This is a genomic window from Coleofasciculus sp. A1-SPW-01 (assembly GCF_040217205.1).
Classification (GTDB): Bacteria; Cyanobacteriota; Cyanobacteriia; order Cyanobacteriales; family Coleofasciculaceae; genus Coleofasciculus; species Coleofasciculus chthonoplastes_A.
On the sequence record NZ_JAVJNP010000177.1, the window covers coordinates 1 to 16,636 of the forward strand.

8 protein-coding genes and 1 pseudogene are annotated in these 16,636 nt (G+C 44.4%); 5 read left to right on the plus strand and 4 right to left on the minus strand.

Features of this window, described 5'->3' with window-relative positions; all coding sequences use genetic code 11:
* Positions 1 to 336 precede the first annotated feature (336 nt).
* The 3 genes from RH949_RS26200 to RH949_RS26210 all read left to right on the plus strand — a co-directional run bounded on the left by RH949_RS26200 (position 337) and on the right by RH949_RS26210 (position 11,170).
* A complete protein-coding gene (locus tag RH949_RS26200; RefSeq protein ID WP_446357269.1) occupies positions 337 to 1,404 on the plus strand; it encodes an aspartate carbamoyltransferase catalytic subunit in 1,068 nt (355 codons plus the stop codon).
* A gap of 295 nt (positions 1,405 to 1,699) precedes the next feature.
* A complete protein-coding gene (locus RH949_RS26205) occupies positions 1,700 to 6,685 on the plus strand; it encodes an SdrD B-like domain-containing protein (RefSeq protein WP_006098746.1) in 4,986 nt (1,661 codons plus the stop codon).
* A gap of 153 nt (positions 6,686 to 6,838) precedes the next feature.
* Positions 6,839 to 11,170, plus strand: coding sequence for a non-ribosomal peptide synthetase (locus RH949_RS26210; RefSeq protein WP_006098734.1), 4,332 nt, complete (start codon positions 6,839 to 6,841; stop codon positions 11,168 to 11,170).
* Positions 11,171 to 11,304: 134 nt separating this feature from the next.
* Here RH949_RS26210 and RH949_RS26215 read toward each other — a convergent pair whose 3' ends face one another.
* Positions 11,305 to 12,408 carry an ABC transporter ATP-binding protein gene (locus RH949_RS26215; protein WP_446357272.1) on the minus strand — a complete coding sequence of 368 codons (1,104 nt, stop codon included), beginning with the start codon at positions 12,406 to 12,408 and terminating at the stop codon, positions 11,305 to 11,307.
* Between the two features lie 192 nt (positions 12,409 to 12,600).
* Here RH949_RS26215 and RH949_RS26220 point away from each other — a divergent pair.
* Positions 12,601 to 12,840, plus strand: a pseudogene (locus RH949_RS26220) (ACP S-malonyltransferase); the annotation flags it as partial.
* A 105-nt stretch (positions 12,841 to 12,945) separates the two neighbouring features.
* Here RH949_RS26220 and RH949_RS26225 read toward each other — a convergent pair.
* On the minus strand, positions 12,946 to 13,848 hold the full coding sequence (locus tag RH949_RS26225; protein ID WP_006098711.1) for a carbohydrate ABC transporter permease: 903 nt from the start codon (positions 13,846 to 13,848) through the stop codon (positions 12,946 to 12,948).
* Complete coding sequence (locus tag RH949_RS26230) at positions 13,845 to 14,822, minus strand: carbohydrate ABC transporter permease (protein ID WP_006098732.1); 978 nt, start codon at positions 14,820 to 14,822, stop codon at positions 13,845 to 13,847. The genes RH949_RS26225 and RH949_RS26230 overlap by 4 nt, the downstream gene beginning before the upstream one ends.
* 142 nt (positions 14,823 to 14,964) lie before the next feature.
* On the opposite strand from RH949_RS26230, the gene RH949_RS26235 reads away from it, so the two are divergent.
* Positions 14,965 to 15,282, plus strand: coding sequence for a hypothetical protein (locus RH949_RS26235; protein ID WP_446338337.1), 318 nt, complete (start codon positions 14,965 to 14,967; stop codon positions 15,280 to 15,282).
* Between the two features lie 11 nt (positions 15,283 to 15,293).
* Here the strand turns inward: RH949_RS26235 and RH949_RS26240 are convergent, their stop codons facing one another.
* Positions 15,294 to 16,619, minus strand: a complete 1,326-nt coding sequence (locus tag RH949_RS26240) for an RNA-guided endonuclease InsQ/TnpB family protein (RefSeq protein WP_044204854.1) — start codon at positions 16,617 to 16,619, stop codon at positions 15,294 to 15,296.
* Positions 16,620 to 16,636 lie beyond the last annotated feature (17 nt).

Genomic DNA, 16,636 nt, shown 5'->3' on the forward strand with positions numbered 1-16,636 from the left:
TGCATTTAAATTGGGTATTAGTAGCGAGCAAGATGCAAAGCCTGCGGCATGGCTTCGCTAAAGCCTGCGGCATGGCTTCGCTAAACGCACTACAAGGCTTTCGCCGTTATTGATATTAAGGTTTAAATGCCGAACAGCTTACTCGCTCGCCCAGCTTCCCCATCTCGCCCAGCTTCCCCATCTTCCCCAGCTTCCTCAGCTCCCCCAGCTTCCCCTGCTCTCTAACCCCACCACAACACCGATTCAGCAGCCCCTATTTATTTATTTGTCGTCGGAGGGGGATGAAGACTATAGTAACGATTAGCCCCTCTCTATCCATTTTGCATTCTTATTCTTATGGCTACTGCCACTTGGACTCGCCGCCATGTCCTTTCCCTGGAAGATTTTACATCGTCTGAATACGATACCCTCTTACAAACCGCCGCTAGCTGTCGGGAAGTTCTCTCTCGGCGCACTAAAAAAGTCCCGGCTTTGCAAGGTCAGGTGGTGGCGAATATGTTTTTTGAACCCTCAACCCGCACCCGCAGTAGTTTTGAACTCGCAGCAAAACGATTGAGTGCTGATACATTGAACTTTGCACCAGGAACCTCATCCTTGACCAAAGGAGAAACCATTCTCGACACCGCCAAAACCTATTTAGCCATGGGAGCTGATATGATGGTGATTCGCCATCGAGAAGCAGGAGTCCCCCATGCGATCGCCCAGGAAATGGATCGCCTCCAGACGAATGTCGGTATCTTGAATGCGGGAGATGGTCAACATGAACATCCCTCTCAGGCGTTGCTGGATTTATTTACCATTACCTCCCTATTAGACTTTGAGTATCCTCGCTTGAAACTCTTAGCCGACAAAAAAATTGCTATTGTTGGGGATATTGTCCATTCACGGGTTGCTCGTTCTAATATTTGGAGTCTCACCGCCAGTGGTGCTGAGGTTCATTTAGCCGGTCCACCGACATTAGTCCCCCAAGAGTTTGCTGAGTATGTCCAGGGAACGGGAGAGCTTGTAGAGACGAGCCATGGCACGTCTGGAGCGGGGGAGAAAAAAGAGAATTTTTCCCAACCCTCAATCCCCAATCGGCGGCTATTCTTGCATTGGGATGTTGAACCGGCGCTCAAAGATGCCGATTTTGTCATGACCCTACGGCTGCAAAAAGAACGCATGACTGCCCATCTACTGCCCAGTCTGCGAGAATATCATCAGCGGTATGGAATTACACGCGATCGCTTAAAACTTTGCCATCCTGGAGTCAAAATCCTTCACCCCGGACCCGTCAATCGCGGCGTGGAAATTAGTTCCGAGTTAATGGATGATCCGGAATTCAGTTTAATTTCTCAACAGGTTACCAGTGGTGTAGCGGTACGCATGGCGCTGCTGTATTTGATGGGGAGTGGCAAGTCTTAATTGTTGTCATTCGTCATTTGTCATTGGTCTTATGTCAATTCTCTACCCTATCTCCCTCATCTTCCCCAGCTTTCCCATTTCCCCCATCTTCCCCTCACCACAACAAGTTTTCAGCAAGTCCTCTTTAATTTTGCTGTAGTATAATTCAGCCTTATTTCTTCGTCAACAGGTTACTTGTAAAATTTCGATGAAGATTGGGCGGGTTTTTAAAGTGTTGATGAAGTATTAATTCCTGGTTTTTTTCTGTGTATAGTATTTTCATAAGGTACATCAATGAGTTTTTTCGTCTAGTCCTATGCCGGAATCTAACATCTACTCATCTCTCAGCGCCGCTCTACCCAATGAGCTGACATTTAGCATTCAACTCGACGCGGGTAGTGATCCGGATGCCAGTTATGTGGATATCACCATCAAAGATTCCCCCGGTACAGAAAACGTACTTGAGGGAATGACTTTTGATGGGTATTGTATCGATACCGACCGGGGAATTCGCCCAAATATAGACTATACAGCTAAAGTTTATTCTAGCTATGAGACATTACCCGACGAACTGCTCGGAACGGGTTTAATCGAAAAGCCGGAAAATTTCGATCAGGTCAACTGGATTCTCAATCAAGGTTTTGAAGGACAAGCATCAACCGGGAATGGCACCTATACTTCAGGGGATATTCAACGAGCCGTCTGGTCATTACTGGATGACCAACAGTCAAGTGGTGGCGGGACTTTAGGTGCTTGGGAGCAAGCGCGAGTCGATGAAATTCTGGCTCTGGCTCAAAGTAATGGTGAAGGATTTGTTCCCGAATACGACTACACCACGATATTTGGCGAACAAGTCGTTGGCAAAATGGGAGTCATTCTGGTTCCAGATAGCAATGATGATGGTTTACCGGATAGCCAAATCGTTATCGCTGAAGTGGAACTCTCCAAAATCGGCGATAAAGTTTGGTCAGACTGTGATGCGGATGGAATTCAGGATGCGAACGAAGCCGGAATGGCTGGCGTTACCGTCAACCTATTAACCGATGTTGATGGTGATGGTGTAATTGAAGATGGGGAAGTTGTGGACACCACCACCACCGATGCCAACGGTAATTATGAATTTACAACCATTGCGGGTGACTACAAGGTTCAATTTGAACAACCCGATAATAAACTCCTCTCTCCCACCAACCAAGGTGGCGATGATACCGTTGACAGCGATGGTTTAATCTCTGATGTCGTGACTTTAGCGCCAGGGGAAAATGACACCACCGTTGATGCCGGATTTTATCACCCGCCCTCGTTCAAAGCCGCTTTACCTGGAATGCTGACGTTTAGCGTTCAGCTTGACGCGGGTAGTGATCCGGATTCTAGTTATTTAGATATCACCATCAAAGATGTCCCCGGAACCGATAATCCCTTTGAGGGAATGACCTTTGATGGCTATTGCCTAGATACCGATCGCCCGATTAATCGAAATGTAGATTACACAGCGAAAGTCTACTCCAGTGGTGAACCCTTACCTGATGAACTCATTGGACCCGGTTTAATCGAAAAGCCGGAAAATTTAGATCTAGTCAACTGGATTCTCAATCAAGGCTTTGAAGGAGAAGCATCAACCGGAAATGGCACCTATACCTCAGGGGATATTCAACGAGCCATCTGGGAGTTAATTGATGACCAACAGTCAAATGGTGGCGGTAGTTTAGGTGCTTGGGAACAAGCGCGAGTCGATGAAATTCTGGATCTGGCTCAAAGCAATGGTGAAGGCTTTGTTCCCGAATACGACTATACAACCATATTTGGCGAACAAGTCGTTGGCAAATTCGGACTCATCCTGGTTCCAGATACCGATGGGGATTGTTTACCGGATAAACAAATTGTTATCGCTGAAGTAGAATTATCCAAATTAGGGGATAGGGTTTGGTTAGACAGTGATGCCGATGGGATTCAGGATGCTGGTGAAGCGGGAATTGCTGGCGTTACTGTCAATTTATTCGCCGACATCGATGGTGACGGTGTATTTGAAGAGAGTGAAGTCGTTGAAACCACCACCACCGATGCTAACGGCAATTATGAATTTTCCGTCATGGCGGGTGAGTACCAGGTTCAATTTGAACAACCCGACGACTATGAAGTCAGTCCCGCTAACCAAGGGGGCGATGATACGGTTGACAGTGATGGTTTAATCTCTGATATTGTCAGTCTCGCGCCTGGGGAAAATGACCCCACGATTGACTCCGGATTTTATCAATTGGCATCTTTAGGAGATAAAGTTTTTGAAGACAGCAACGGGAATGGCTTACAAGATGCTGGTGAAAGTGGTATTCAAGACGTTACCGTCAAACTCCAGAATCCGGATGGCACAGCGGTTCTCGATGGTAATGGCAACCCAATTACAACGACAACGGATGCCAATGGAGAATACTCATTCACTGGCTTAACTCCGGGTGAGTATAAAGTCATGTTTGTCGCCCCCAATGGCTATATATTTAGCCCACAAGATGCGGGTAGCGATGATAGCCTCGATAGTGATGCCAATCCCAGCAATGGCATGACTCAAACGGTAACGTTAGAGTCAGGTGAGATTAACGACACATTGGATGCCGGATTGCTGATCCCGAATCCCGGTATTGATATTGAGAAGTTTGTCAATGAGATAGATGTGACGGATTTGAATAATCTGCCGGAAATTGCCGCCGGTGAAGATGTCACGTTTACCTACGCAGTCACCAATACGGGGAATGTGGGCTTCTCTACCAGTGAAGTGATTGTCAGCGATGACAATGGTACGGTGGGTGATACCAGTGATGACTTTACTCCTACCCTCGATCTGTCCACAGATGTTGGCTCAGATGGCATCCTCAGCCCGGGTGAAACCTGGGTTTACTCCTCAGCAACTGAAGCAGCACAAGATCTGTCAAGTTCGACGACTTCTGACATCCGATTCCTCTTAACGGGTTCGAGTAGCTTGGATGGTGCCAATGGCAATGTCCGTACCTTCACTCAAGATGGGGTTTCGGTTGATGTCAGCGCCTTTAGTCAGAAATGGGGAACCTGGAACGATGCGTATTTAGGTGCATACAGTGGTGGCTTAGGTGTGACGAACCGTGATGAATGGACATTGAATCACCGCGTGGATAATAGCGGGAGTACCGATTACATCCTGTTTGAATTCGACCAAGATGTCACCGTAGACAAAGCCTTCCTGGATTATGTCGGCTGGGATAGCGATATGTCCATCTGGATCGGCGATCGCGATGGTGCGGATATTTCACAATTAAGTGACAGCCTGTTGGATGGCTTCACTAAGGAAAATAACTTTACCAATCATGGAGGCGATCGCTGGGCTGATTTCAATGATGCCGGATTAACGGGTGATACGGTAGTGATTTCTGCCTACACCCATGGCAGCAATGACTCCTTTAAGCTGAAGAAACTGGATGTTTCCGTGACTGAAACCACGGCTGGGGAGTATCAAAATGTGGCGACGGTACAGGCGGGTACTGTCAGCGACAGTGACATCAGTGGCTATGTGAATCCTACTCCCAATCCCAGCATTGATATTGAGAAGTTCGTCAATGGGATTGATGTGGCAGATTTGAGTAACCTGCCGGAAATTGCCGCCGGTACCAATGTCACCTTTACCTACGAAGTCACCAATACGGGAAATGTGGGCTTCTCTACCAGTGACGTGATTGTCAGCGATGACAATGGCACGCCGGGTGATACCAGCGATGACTTTACTCCCACCCTGGTGGATTTCACCGATGTTGGCTCAGATGGTATCCTCAGCCCCGGTGAAACCTGGCTCTACTCCTCTGGCACACAAACGGCACAAGATCTTTCGAGTTCGACGACTTCTGACATCCGATTCCTCTTAACGGGTTCGAGTAGCTTGGATGGTGCCAATGGCAATGTCCGTACCTTCACCAAAGATGGGGTTTCGGTTGATGTCAGCGCCTTTAGTCAGAAATCAGGAACCTGGAAAAATGCGTATTTAGGTGCATACAGTGGTGGCTTAGGTGTGACGAACCGTGATGAAGGGACATCGTCTCATCGCGTAGATAATAGCGGAAGTACCGATTACATCCTGTTTGAATTCGACCAAGATGTCACCGTAGACAAAGCCTTCCTGGATTATGTCGGCTGGGATAGTGATATGTCCATCTGGATCGGCGATCGCAATGGTGCGGATATCTCACACTTAAATGACAGCCTGTTGGATAGCTTCACCAAGGAAAATAACTTTACCCATCATGGACGCGATCGCTGGGCTGACTTTAATGATGCCGGATTAACGGGTGATACGGTAGTGATTTCTGCCTACACCCACGGCAGCAATGACTCCTTTAAGCTGAAGAAACTGGATGTTTCCGTCACCGAAACCAGTTTTGGGGAATATCAAAATGTGGCGACAGTTCAAGCCGATACCGTCAGCGACAGTGATACCAGTGGCTACGTGAATCCTACTGATACCGCTTCCACATCAGCACATATCCTGATTGAAGCTGAGGATATGCACCTAAATGATTACCAAACTGAGCATGAGGACTTCGCTTCTGGTGGCGAACTGATTAAGCTGTCTGATCATAGTGGTTATGCCAGTACCACCTTTGATGGTGAAACCGGAACCTATGATGTAATTGTCGGTTATTACGACGAAAACGATGGTCAAGCTGATGCCAAAGTGAAAATTGGTGGCGATGTTCTAGACTATTGGACATTTGACCAAGACTTAGCCTCTCATGTTGCTTCGCCTGACAACTTTGTCACCCGCCAAGTGGGGAATGATGTTCACATCGAAAACGGTGACACCATCAAGTTATTCGGGTGGGAAGATGGCAATGAGTATGCCCGATTTGACTATATCAAGTTGGTCAATACAGATGCAGCGACGAACGCAGCCGCAGCGGATGAAATTACCGGAACATCTGGTGTTGATGAACTGGTGGGTACGGATGCTGATGAGACACTGGTGGGTTATGCTAGCTGGGATCTTTTAACCGGAGGTGGTGGTGCCGACAAATTTGTCTTCACCAGTCTCAACGATCGCCGTGATAAAATTACTGACTTTGAACTGGGTGCTGATGTCATTGATGTGAGTCAAGTTCTTGATGCAATTGGCTATGTCGGCAATGATGCGATCGGCGATGGTTATGTACAACTTGGCTCCAATTCCTACGGTGCAGTTGTCAGCGTTGATCAAGATGGTTTTGGTGATGATTATGATCCGGTAGCTTTGGTGGAAATGGCAAATGTTAATGTCAATAGCTTGTCTGCTAGTCACTTCATTTTCTAATTCCTAGGGGATAGGGAATGCTTCCCCTGAACCGATGACAGGGGTGAGGCAAGGGTAACACGTTGTCTCACCTAACCCAAACATCAAGAGGGATATTGATTAGAGTATCCCTGATGTCGCCGCAAACGTTAAAATAATCTCAATTCACTAAATATGGATGGGCTGCTCTGCTTAACTGAATTTGAACAACATCAATTATTACAAAAATGGACAAATACGCAAACGGACTATCCTCGCACCTCTACTATTCATGACTTATTTCAACGCCAAGCAGCAAAAAGTCCTGATGCCATTGCGATCGCGTACCAGAATCAGCAGCTTACCTACCAGGAACTTGAGCAACAATCTAATCAACTTGCCCAGTATTTACAAAGTCTTGGCGTAACCACAGAAACCCTAGTTAGCTTTTATTTAGAACGTTCTCCAGAATTAATTATTACAATCTTAGCCATTCTCAAAGCGGGTGGCGCTTATTTACCCCTAGATACGTCCACCCCACCCCAGCGGTTAAACACGATTTTAGAGGATGCCCAAGCCCCTATTTTAATTACACAAAAAAATAAATTAACTTCTCTACCAAAACTTCCAGACTCTCTTCATCTCCTATGTCTGGACGATTATTTCAATTCAACAACGTCTTCTCCTCCTATTCCGCCAGCCCATACCGTTAATAGCAACAACTTAGCTTATGTGATGTACACATCCGGTTCCACCGGTAAACCCAAGGGCGTTTGTGTACCTCATCGCGGAGTGGTTCGGCTAGTAAAAAATACCAATTATGCCCACTTTGGCGCCGATGAAGTCGTGTTACAACTGGCGTCTATCGCCTTTGATGCGGCAACCTTTGAAATTTGGGGAGCTTTATTAAATGGCGGCAAACTGGTTTTAATGCCAGCAAAAATACCATCGTTGCAAGACATTGGTACAGCTATCAAACACCATAAAATTACCACCTTATGGTTAACCGCTGGCTTATTTCATTTGATGGTTGAGGAACAGATAGAAGCCCTTAAACCCTTGCAGCAACTCTTAGCCGGCGGTGATGTTTTATCGATTCCCCATGTTAAAAAAGTTTTAACCGAGTTACCCGATTGTCAATTAATTAATGGGTACGGACCCACCGAAAACACCACCTTTACCTGTTGTCATCAAATTACACTTGAGGACACCACTAAATCCTCTATTCCCATCGGGCGTCCCATTGCCAATACTCAAGTCTATATTCTCAATCCTGATTTACAACCCGTTCCCATTGGTCATCCCGGAGAATTATACATTGGCGGCGATGGATTAGCGCGGGGTTATCTGAATCAACCCGATTTAACCCAAAAGCGGTTTATTGCCAATCCCTTTAGTCATGATCCGAACGCTCGTTTGTATAAAACAGGAGATAAAGTTCGTTGGCGAGACGATGGCGTAATTGAGTTTTTAGGACGATTTGATTTCCAAGTTAAAATTCGTGGATTTCGCGTTGAATTAGCAGAAATTGAGGCAGTTTTACAGAACTATCCGAATGTGCGGAATGTTGTGGTTTTAGCCAGGGAAGATACACCTGGGGATAAGCGTTTAGTGGCGTATCTTGTCCCCGAAGATAATCATCTGGAATTAAATCCGGAGCCAATCAAATCCTTTCTGCTCAAAAAACTGCCCAGTTACATGATTCCATCAGCCTTTATTGTTTTAGATCAATTCCCATTAAATATTAATGGTAAGGTAGATCGACGAGCGTTACCAGCACCTAATCAGAATTTAGGGTTAAATCGCCAATTGGTCAAGCCTTGTAATCCAACAGAACATCGGATGGCGGCAATCTGGCAAGAAATTTTAGGCGTTGAAGTTGGAGTTAATCAAACCTTTACTGATTTAGGCGGAAATTCTTTACAAGCGACTCGCATTTTGTCTCGGGTTCGAGATGCATTTGGCGTGGATATTCCGGTATCCGTGATGCTGCAAAACCGTGAATCCTCTGCAGCAACTATTGCCAGTTTAGCCGAATATGTGACGCATCGCCCTCTCCAGGATAATGTGAGCGAAATTAATCCGATAAAAGCGATTCCTCATGGGAATGATTTACCCTTAACGGTTTACCAAGAAAGAATCTGGTTATTGGCACAACGAGCCAAACAACACCCCATTTACAACTTACCCATGGTGTTCCGTCTTCAGGGGACTCTGAATATTACACTATTGGAAAAAGCAATTAACCAGGTGATCAAACGCCATGAATCTCTACGCACTATTTTTTCGGTAGTGAATGGATTACCCAGACAACACATTCTCCCTGAACTCACAATTAAAATCTCTGTTGTCGATGTGAACACAAATCAGTTGAGTCAAGCCGAGGAAGAACAACATATTCAAACGTTAATTAATCAAGAAGCCAGCCACTGTTTTGATTTGCAAGCTGATCCGCTAATTCGGGTTAAATTATTCCAACTCCGAACCGATGATTTTATTTTAATGATGACTTGTCATCACATTATCAGTGATGGTTGGTCACTCAGCGTATTGCTCAATGAAATTTCGCTATTCTATACGAATTTAATCCAAGAACGCCAATTAAACTTGCCCGAATTGACGGTAAACTATGGTGATTTTACCCTATGGCATCAACAACACCAGGAAGACAGGGAAACCTCACTCCTCAACTATTGGACGAATCAACTCACGGGGGCGTTACCCCTATTAAACCTACCCACAGATCATCCTCGTCCTGCGATACAAACCTATAAAGGAACAATTCAATATTTTCACATTAACCAAGACGTCAGAACCCAAATTGAGGCGTTCAGTCAAGGGCAGGGTGCTACCCTATTTATGGTGCTAGTCGCTGCGTTCCAAATTTTGCTTCATTGTTATAGTCATGAAGACGATATTGTGATTGGTTCTCCGATTGCTAGCCGAAACCATAGCAGCTTAGAAAATTTAATTGGTTGCTTTGCTAATATTATTCCGTTAAGGACTCATACCCATAATAATCCGTCTTTCCTCGAATTTCTGGCACAGGTCAAAAAGGTATCATTAGAGGGTTATACCTATCTGGATTTTCCGGCTGAAAAAGTGTTATCTAACTTTAAATATAAACGAAACCTCAGTTATTATCCCTGGTTTCAGGTGGTTTTCATCCTGCTCAATGTTCCTCAGCATAATTTTGAATTGCCGGGACTGAAAATTACTGAGAAAAAGTTCAATAAAGGAGCGGCGATTTGTGATTTAGTCTTTTTAGTTGAGCCAAAAACCCAAGGATTGCAATGCTCGATTGAATATAATACGGCTCTGTATAACGATGAGACAATTACTCGTTTGATTGGACATTTTCAACAATTACTCCAGGACATTCTTACCCATCCCGAACAACAGATTAAACAGTTGCCTCTGTTAACGGAAGCTGAAGCAAGTCAACTATTACCAAGTCCAAGTGCTGACGAAGCGTTATCTGTACCCAATACTGCTGGCAGCAAACATCAGTTTGTTGAACCGCGCAATGAATTAGAACGGCAACTCCAGAACATCTGGGAAACTGTTTTTCATCTTAAACCTATTGGTATTCGTGATAACTTCTTTGAATTAGGCGGGCATTCTTTGCTCGGACTACGACTATTTAGTAAAATTCAACAACAGACAGGTCAAGATCTTCCGGTGACGACAGTATTTGAAGCCCCAACGATTGAAGAATTAGCTAAGATATTACAGACGAAACAAGAGATTGTTCCTGAATCCTCAGTTGTTACAATTAACCCCAACGGAAATAAACCGCCTTTATTTTTTGTTAATTCGATCAACTATGCCTGGAAGCTTAGCTCATATTTTCCCAAAGATCAACCCGTTTATTGTGTTAATATTTTTGAAGTTATCGACTATTTGACACAAAATTTTTCTCAATTTACGCTAAACGATATTGCTCAGAAGTTTATCGAAGACATGCGCCAAATTCAACCTCAAGGTCCTTATTCTTTAGTGGCATATTGTAATGATTCTTATTTAGCCTTTGAAATTGCTCAACAACTTTATGATCAATGTGATCAGGTAAATTTCTTAGGGTTAATTGATGCGATATGGGGAATTGAGCAAGTTGGGTTCAATTTTCACTATCAGAATTTGCGTGAATTAGGATTAAGTTATTTGTTTCAGAAAATCAGATATCAAAGAAAATTATTTTGTTTAATTGAGAGGATACGATTGAATCTCAAAAAAGCTCTAAGTAAATTATATTCACGTTTAGACACGCCCATACCGCGTCGGCTAAAAGCAAACGAGGTTCTGGAACAGTTTAGACAAGCGACGAATAATTACATACCCCAAGCTTATCCAGGTAAAATTAATCTCTTTATTTCCAGTGAGTTAAGAAACTTGAGCCATGAAATGTTTAGCAATTTAGCTAGGGCAGGTTTAGACGTTCAAGAGATTCCCGGATATCATAATAGTTTTTTGCAGTCACCTCAAATTGAACGACTTGCCGAAAAATTGCAAACCTATTTAACCTGAATGGTACTGACTGGTATGTTGGTGGGCAATGCCCACCCTACGGTATATTAAGGGAACCGAAAATCAGGTAATCGTTTGTTACTGGTATGTTGGTGGGCAATGCCCACCCTACGGTATATCAAGGGAACCGAAAATCAGGTAATCGTTTGTTGGCTGTGCTTGTCAAACAGGTGAAACTGAGACCGATCAAACGCCACACTAATTGATTGTCCCACAGTCATGCGCGATCGCGGATCGACTCTGGCGATAAATTCGTGATTGCTTGGCGTTGTCAGATAGACAATGATTTCATTCCCCATCATCTCCGTAACGGATACTGTCGCTTTGATAGAAGCTGGACGAATATCTGGGGGAATATAGTCAGGATCATGAATATTTTCTGGGCGAATGCCAAAGATCACCTCTTCTCCTGAATAATGTTGATAGAATAGGGCTTTGTCTGGAGGTATATGGAGTTCAAATGAGTCAGTTTTTACATATAAATTATCCTCTTTACTGATTAGTTTAGCTTCAAAAAAATTCATCGCCGGGGAGCCAATAAACCCCGCGACAAAGACATTGTTTGGATAATTATACAGCTTTTCTGGGGTATCAATTTGCTGCAAAACGCCATGATTCATCACTGCAATCCGACTTCCCATGGTCATCGCTTCCACTTGATCATGGGTGACATAAATAAACGTAGTGCCTAATTCGTTATGCAATTTATTAATTTCTGCTCGCGCCTGTACCCGTAATTTCGCATCTAAATTGGATAAAGGTTCATCCATTAAAAAGACAGCCGGATTGCGAACAATAGCGCGACCCACCGCAACTCGCTGGCGTTGTCCTCCGGAGAGTTCTTTGGGTTTGCGGGACAGTAAATGGTCAATTCCTAATTGCTTGGCGGCACTTTCAACATGGGTTTTAATTTCGCCTTTACGCTTCCCTTGCAACTCTAAGCTAAATGCCATATTTTCATAGACAGACATGTGAGGATACAGGGCGTAAGATTGGAAAACCATGGCAATATCCCGGTCTTTGGGCGGAACATCATTGACTCGCTTATCGCCAATATAAATACTGCCTTGGCTGATATCCTCAAGTCCCGCCAGCATCCGCAGGGAGGTGGTTTTTCCGCAGCCAGAGGGACCGACAAAGACGAGAAATTCACCATCGTCAATGGTCAGGTTTAAATCATTGACTGCGATAAAATCAGCAAATTTTTTACTGACGTCTTCAAAAACAACACTAGCCATTTTAGGTACTGAATTGGTAATTTAGCAGTAGATACTCCCTTGTATGCTATTATAAAATATTAATGCTTGCTTGATAAAGTGTCTAGCTTTGCTGGTTAACATTTAGAACTTGTTCATTACCGATCAGTTAAAGGAAAATTACTGTTGATCTAAAACTCCACACTCGCTACTAATACCCAATTTAAATGCATGACAGCTCAGGCAAATCAAATGATTTTGCTGACAGCTAATCGGAGCATGAAGGGTGAAAATTCACTGGAACAAGTTCTCAGGGAAGAAAACACAGTAAATTCATTGCCTGTGATGACGATTGGAGATGCTGATCGCTTTTTAGCCGATCGAGCCTATCGAAATCGTTGTGTTGACCGTATTTTTGAGATTTTACTTGATATCGAAAAATGGATGGGAGTAGGTCGCCTATTTATTCCGTGATTTAGCTGAATCGATAAGAAGTAAATAGTCAGATGGATAGGGAAAATACTTGGTTATTTTGATAGTATAAAACCTGACATAAACAAATGACATAAACCAATGACATTACCCCTTAACCGAACCTGCCAAAATCCCCCGGACAAAATACCGTTGTAGGGCAAAAAAGACAATCAGAGGTACAATCATCGTGATAAATGCCCCGGCTGTCAGTAAATGCCACGCTTCGCCGCGAGATCCCACCAACGTGGTTAAGCGCATGGTTAAGGGGGCGACATCCGGTGTTCCGCCCAGATACACTAAGGCGACTAATAAATCATTCCATACCCATAAAAATTGAAACACGGCAAAGGAGGCGATCGCGGGTAGGGAAAGGGGTACAATTAAGCGTGTAAATGTGGTCAAATGTGACGCCCCATCCACCGCCGCCGCTTCGATTAAATCCTTGGGTAGGGAACCGATATAATTCCGGAGTAAATAAATCCCCAACGGCATCCCATACCCCGTATGGGCTAACCACACACCCAAAAACGAACCCGATAATCCCAAGTGATTATAGGATCGCAATACCGGAATTAGCGTCATTTGTAAGGGAACAACCAGCAACGCCACCACTAAAATAAATAACAACTGACGCCCTGGAAACTCCATCCAAGAAAATGCATAAGCCGCAAACGTGGCAATCGCAATGGGAATAACTGTGGCGGGAATGGCAATGGTAAAGCTATTTAGAAATGCTTGTCCCATTCCTTCCGCCGTCAAAACATCGATATAATTTCCTAACTGATATTGGGTGAAATCAAAGGGATGTTGAAACACCATCCACCAGCCACTCTCTAATAAATCATCCTTCGGGCGTAGGGAACTGATCAATAAGCCAACGGTGGGTAATGTCCAAATTAAGGAAATGACGATGATACTCAGGTGAACCGGAAGGCTATTAAAGGCATTTTGTAACTGATGAGACAGATGTTTCACAGAATTCGATTTAGGGCGACGTTTAGATTTCATCGGCTTGTTTCTTGCTGACGGAAGCGGCGGATATTCACGACCATGATTGGTACAATTGCTAGTAATAAGATAACCGCGATCGCACTCCCCCTGCCATAGTCGCGATAGTTAAACATTTCTTTAATCATCCGTGAGGCAATTACTTCTGTACCTTGATTCCCCGCCGTCATCACAAAGACAATATCAAACACCTTAAGCACCATGATCACCACCGTTGTTGTCACCACCGCTAAGGTGGAACGAATCATCGGGATGGTAATCCGCCAGAAAATTTGCACCTCACTCGCGCCATCCATGCGGGCGGCTTCGATAATATCTTTGGGAATCCCTTTAACGGCGGCGGAAAGCAACACCAGACAGAAACCCGTTTGCAACCATATCATAATCGCAATCAGGGCAAAATTGTTAATCGAACGTTCCACTAACCAGCCCACGGGTTCAAATCCCAGGCTGGTGATGATACCATTAAGCAAACCAATTTGCGCTGCTCCGGCTGGACGAAAGGCATAAACAAACCGCCAAATCACACTCGCACCGACAAAGGAAATTGCCATGGGTAGAAAGATTAGCGACTTGGCGAGGGGTTCATAGCGTACCTTATCCATGAGTACCGCCAGAATCAAGCCAAACCCAACACTAAACCCAGTTACCAGAACCAGCCACAACAAATTATTGCGAAACGCCACCAGCATCGCCTCACTGGTGAAAGCAAACTGATAATTCTCCCAGCCGACAAAATTTTGCGATCGCCGATCCAGAAAACTGATGTAAATTGTATTCAGCGTCGGTAGAATCAAATACGCCGTCAACACCAGCAGGGCGGGGGCGAGATAAATCCAAGGTAGAATTCGCGATCGCCATTTATGAGGTAAGGTATTGGCTAGGTAATTCATGGCATAAAATACGCCAAGTACACCGCCACAGCCAATAATTACGGCGATAATTACACTGAGAATTTTACTAAAAACTGACATAAGGTTTTACTCTGACTGGAGGCAACCGATACCGATAAATTCTGTTGCCATCATCTATGATAATCGGTCTCTCCTATCTGTCTCGTTTCCAGACAGTCTTGTAAAATAGTTGTATTCTCGCTACCCTCTAAGAATTAAACCGATGACTCGCACCAAATCCGTTCGTCCTCGTCGTCAAGGCAGACTATTTCCGGAATATACGATACCCCCAGAGGAGTTAGCCAGACGGGAAGCAGAAAAAAATGCCCGGATAAAGCGCTATCGAGAGATTTTCGCTCAAGTCAGCCCTCAACTCATCCGAGATCATTACAACTGGTTTATGATTATTGAGCCAAACAGTGGGGATTATTTTATTGATCCGGATGAAGACGTAGCGATGCAAAAAGCGCGTCAAAAATACCCAAGCGGTATGGTGGGAATCATGCGCCTTAACGAAACCGGAACTTGTGGCAAGATTTGACACTCCCCGGTCTAAAGACACGGGGATTCTGCCGACAGAGCAGGTTGTGGAAGTTGCCACAACCTAACTCTCGCTACGGTCGCCAAGCACCGTCTACTCAGTCGGTTTAGGTCAATACCTAACTTTCTGGCTACTTTTCTTAAAATATTAGCGCTGCCGTTTAAATCAGCATTTACAATTGCGCCATTTCCACTACGGTACAAGCCACGCTTTACTCGTCTTCCTGATGCTTTCCACCCGTCTGGTTTTTCACCAAACTTAGGTAGGGAGTCTCCATCAAGATAACTAGCTTTACTGGTATACGCCTCTTCGGTGACTTCTAAGTGAATGCCATAAACTTCACACAATTGCTGCAATCGATCTTTTAGTTTACCCAATGGTATTTGAACAAATTTTTGGTTGTTCAGTCTACCCATATTGGCATTATCTTTGAACCCCTCATTCCATCCTAGAACAATCGTACTTATGCCATATTTTAAGCAGTGATTGATAATCAACCGAGCTGCCTTGTTAATGCCATCCCTAATCCGGTGATTGCGTTTACGGGTCACTCGGTCAAGAAAGGTATCCCAGTACCCTTGTGGTTTTCCTTCTTTCCTGGTCGAAACCTGCTTATTCCAGTATTGATTAAATGCTTTCATGGCACGGGCATCAATTAGAAAAGAGTTGCCCAGAGTATCAACACAAGCAGCTAGATTGTCGGCTGTACCTAAATCAATTGCTAATGCTTGGTCGTCAATCCCCACGAATGTCTCCTGTTTGGGAATTTCGTAGGAAGCCTCCAGGTAAAAAACACCATTTTTAGGCAAAATAGTCCATTCCTTAACCTTAGCCATATCAAGGTGGCTTGGAGCAGGTAGCCTGAAGCTATCAATTCCGAACCAACGCTTAACGGTTAAACCCAGTGAGAACTGAAGTTGACCATCAACTAGCTTAGGCTTCTGTCCTCCTGAATTGGGATAAGCTACCTTGAACAGTCTTGACCCTTTTAAATAATTAGGTGGCTTGGGCTTATTTGGTAATTGCCCTTTGAACCAAGCTTGACGCAACCTTTTATAGGATTTGAACGCTTCAGCGACACTTAATAGTGTTTGCTGTGCTGGTGTTGAGGGTAGGGACTGAGCAATTTTACTCTTGCCCACGCTTTGCTCATAAATCAAGTCAAACTTTCCCGTCAAGAGCTTGCTGGTCTTGAAAAAAGTCTGACGGGCAAAGTACACGCCCATGTTATAGAGCTTTCCTGACTGCTCACATAGATATTCTAGGACGGCTTTTGCTTCTTTGTCGGGATGCAGCAACATCTGTTGTACTCCTCTAGGCTTCTTGCTTTTAGCCATCGCTTTCATGAGTGAGT

What these genes read in the sequence shown, in the direction of transcription:
- RH949_RS26200 (WP_446357269.1), top strand. Translation starts at nt 337, where the DNA reads ATGGCTACTGCCACTTGGACTCGCCGCCATGTCCTTTCCCTGGAAGAT.
- RH949_RS26205 (WP_006098746.1), top strand. Translation starts at nt 1,700, where the DNA reads ATGCCGGAATCTAACATCTACTCATCTCTCAGCGCCGCTCTACCCAAT.
- RH949_RS26210 (WP_006098734.1), top strand. Translation starts at nt 6,839, where the DNA reads ATGGATGGGCTGCTCTGCTTAACTGAATTTGAACAACATCAATTATTA.
- RH949_RS26215 (WP_446357272.1), bottom strand. Translation starts at nt 12,408, where the DNA reads ATGGCTAGTGTTGTTTTTGAAGACGTCAGTAAAAAATTTGCTGATTTT.
- RH949_RS26225 (WP_006098711.1), bottom strand. Translation starts at nt 13,848, where the DNA reads ATGAAATCTAAACGTCGCCCTAAATCGAATTCTGTGAAACATCTGTCT.
- RH949_RS26230 (WP_006098732.1), bottom strand. Translation starts at nt 14,822, where the DNA reads ATGTCAGTTTTTAGTAAAATTCTCAGTGTAATTATCGCCGTAATTATT.
- RH949_RS26235 (WP_446338337.1), top strand. Translation starts at nt 14,965, where the DNA reads ATGACTCGCACCAAATCCGTTCGTCCTCGTCGTCAAGGCAGACTATTT.
- RH949_RS26240 (WP_044204854.1), bottom strand. Translation starts at nt 16,619, where the DNA reads ATGGCTAAAAGCAAGAAGCCTAGAGGAGTACAACAGATGTTGCTGCAT.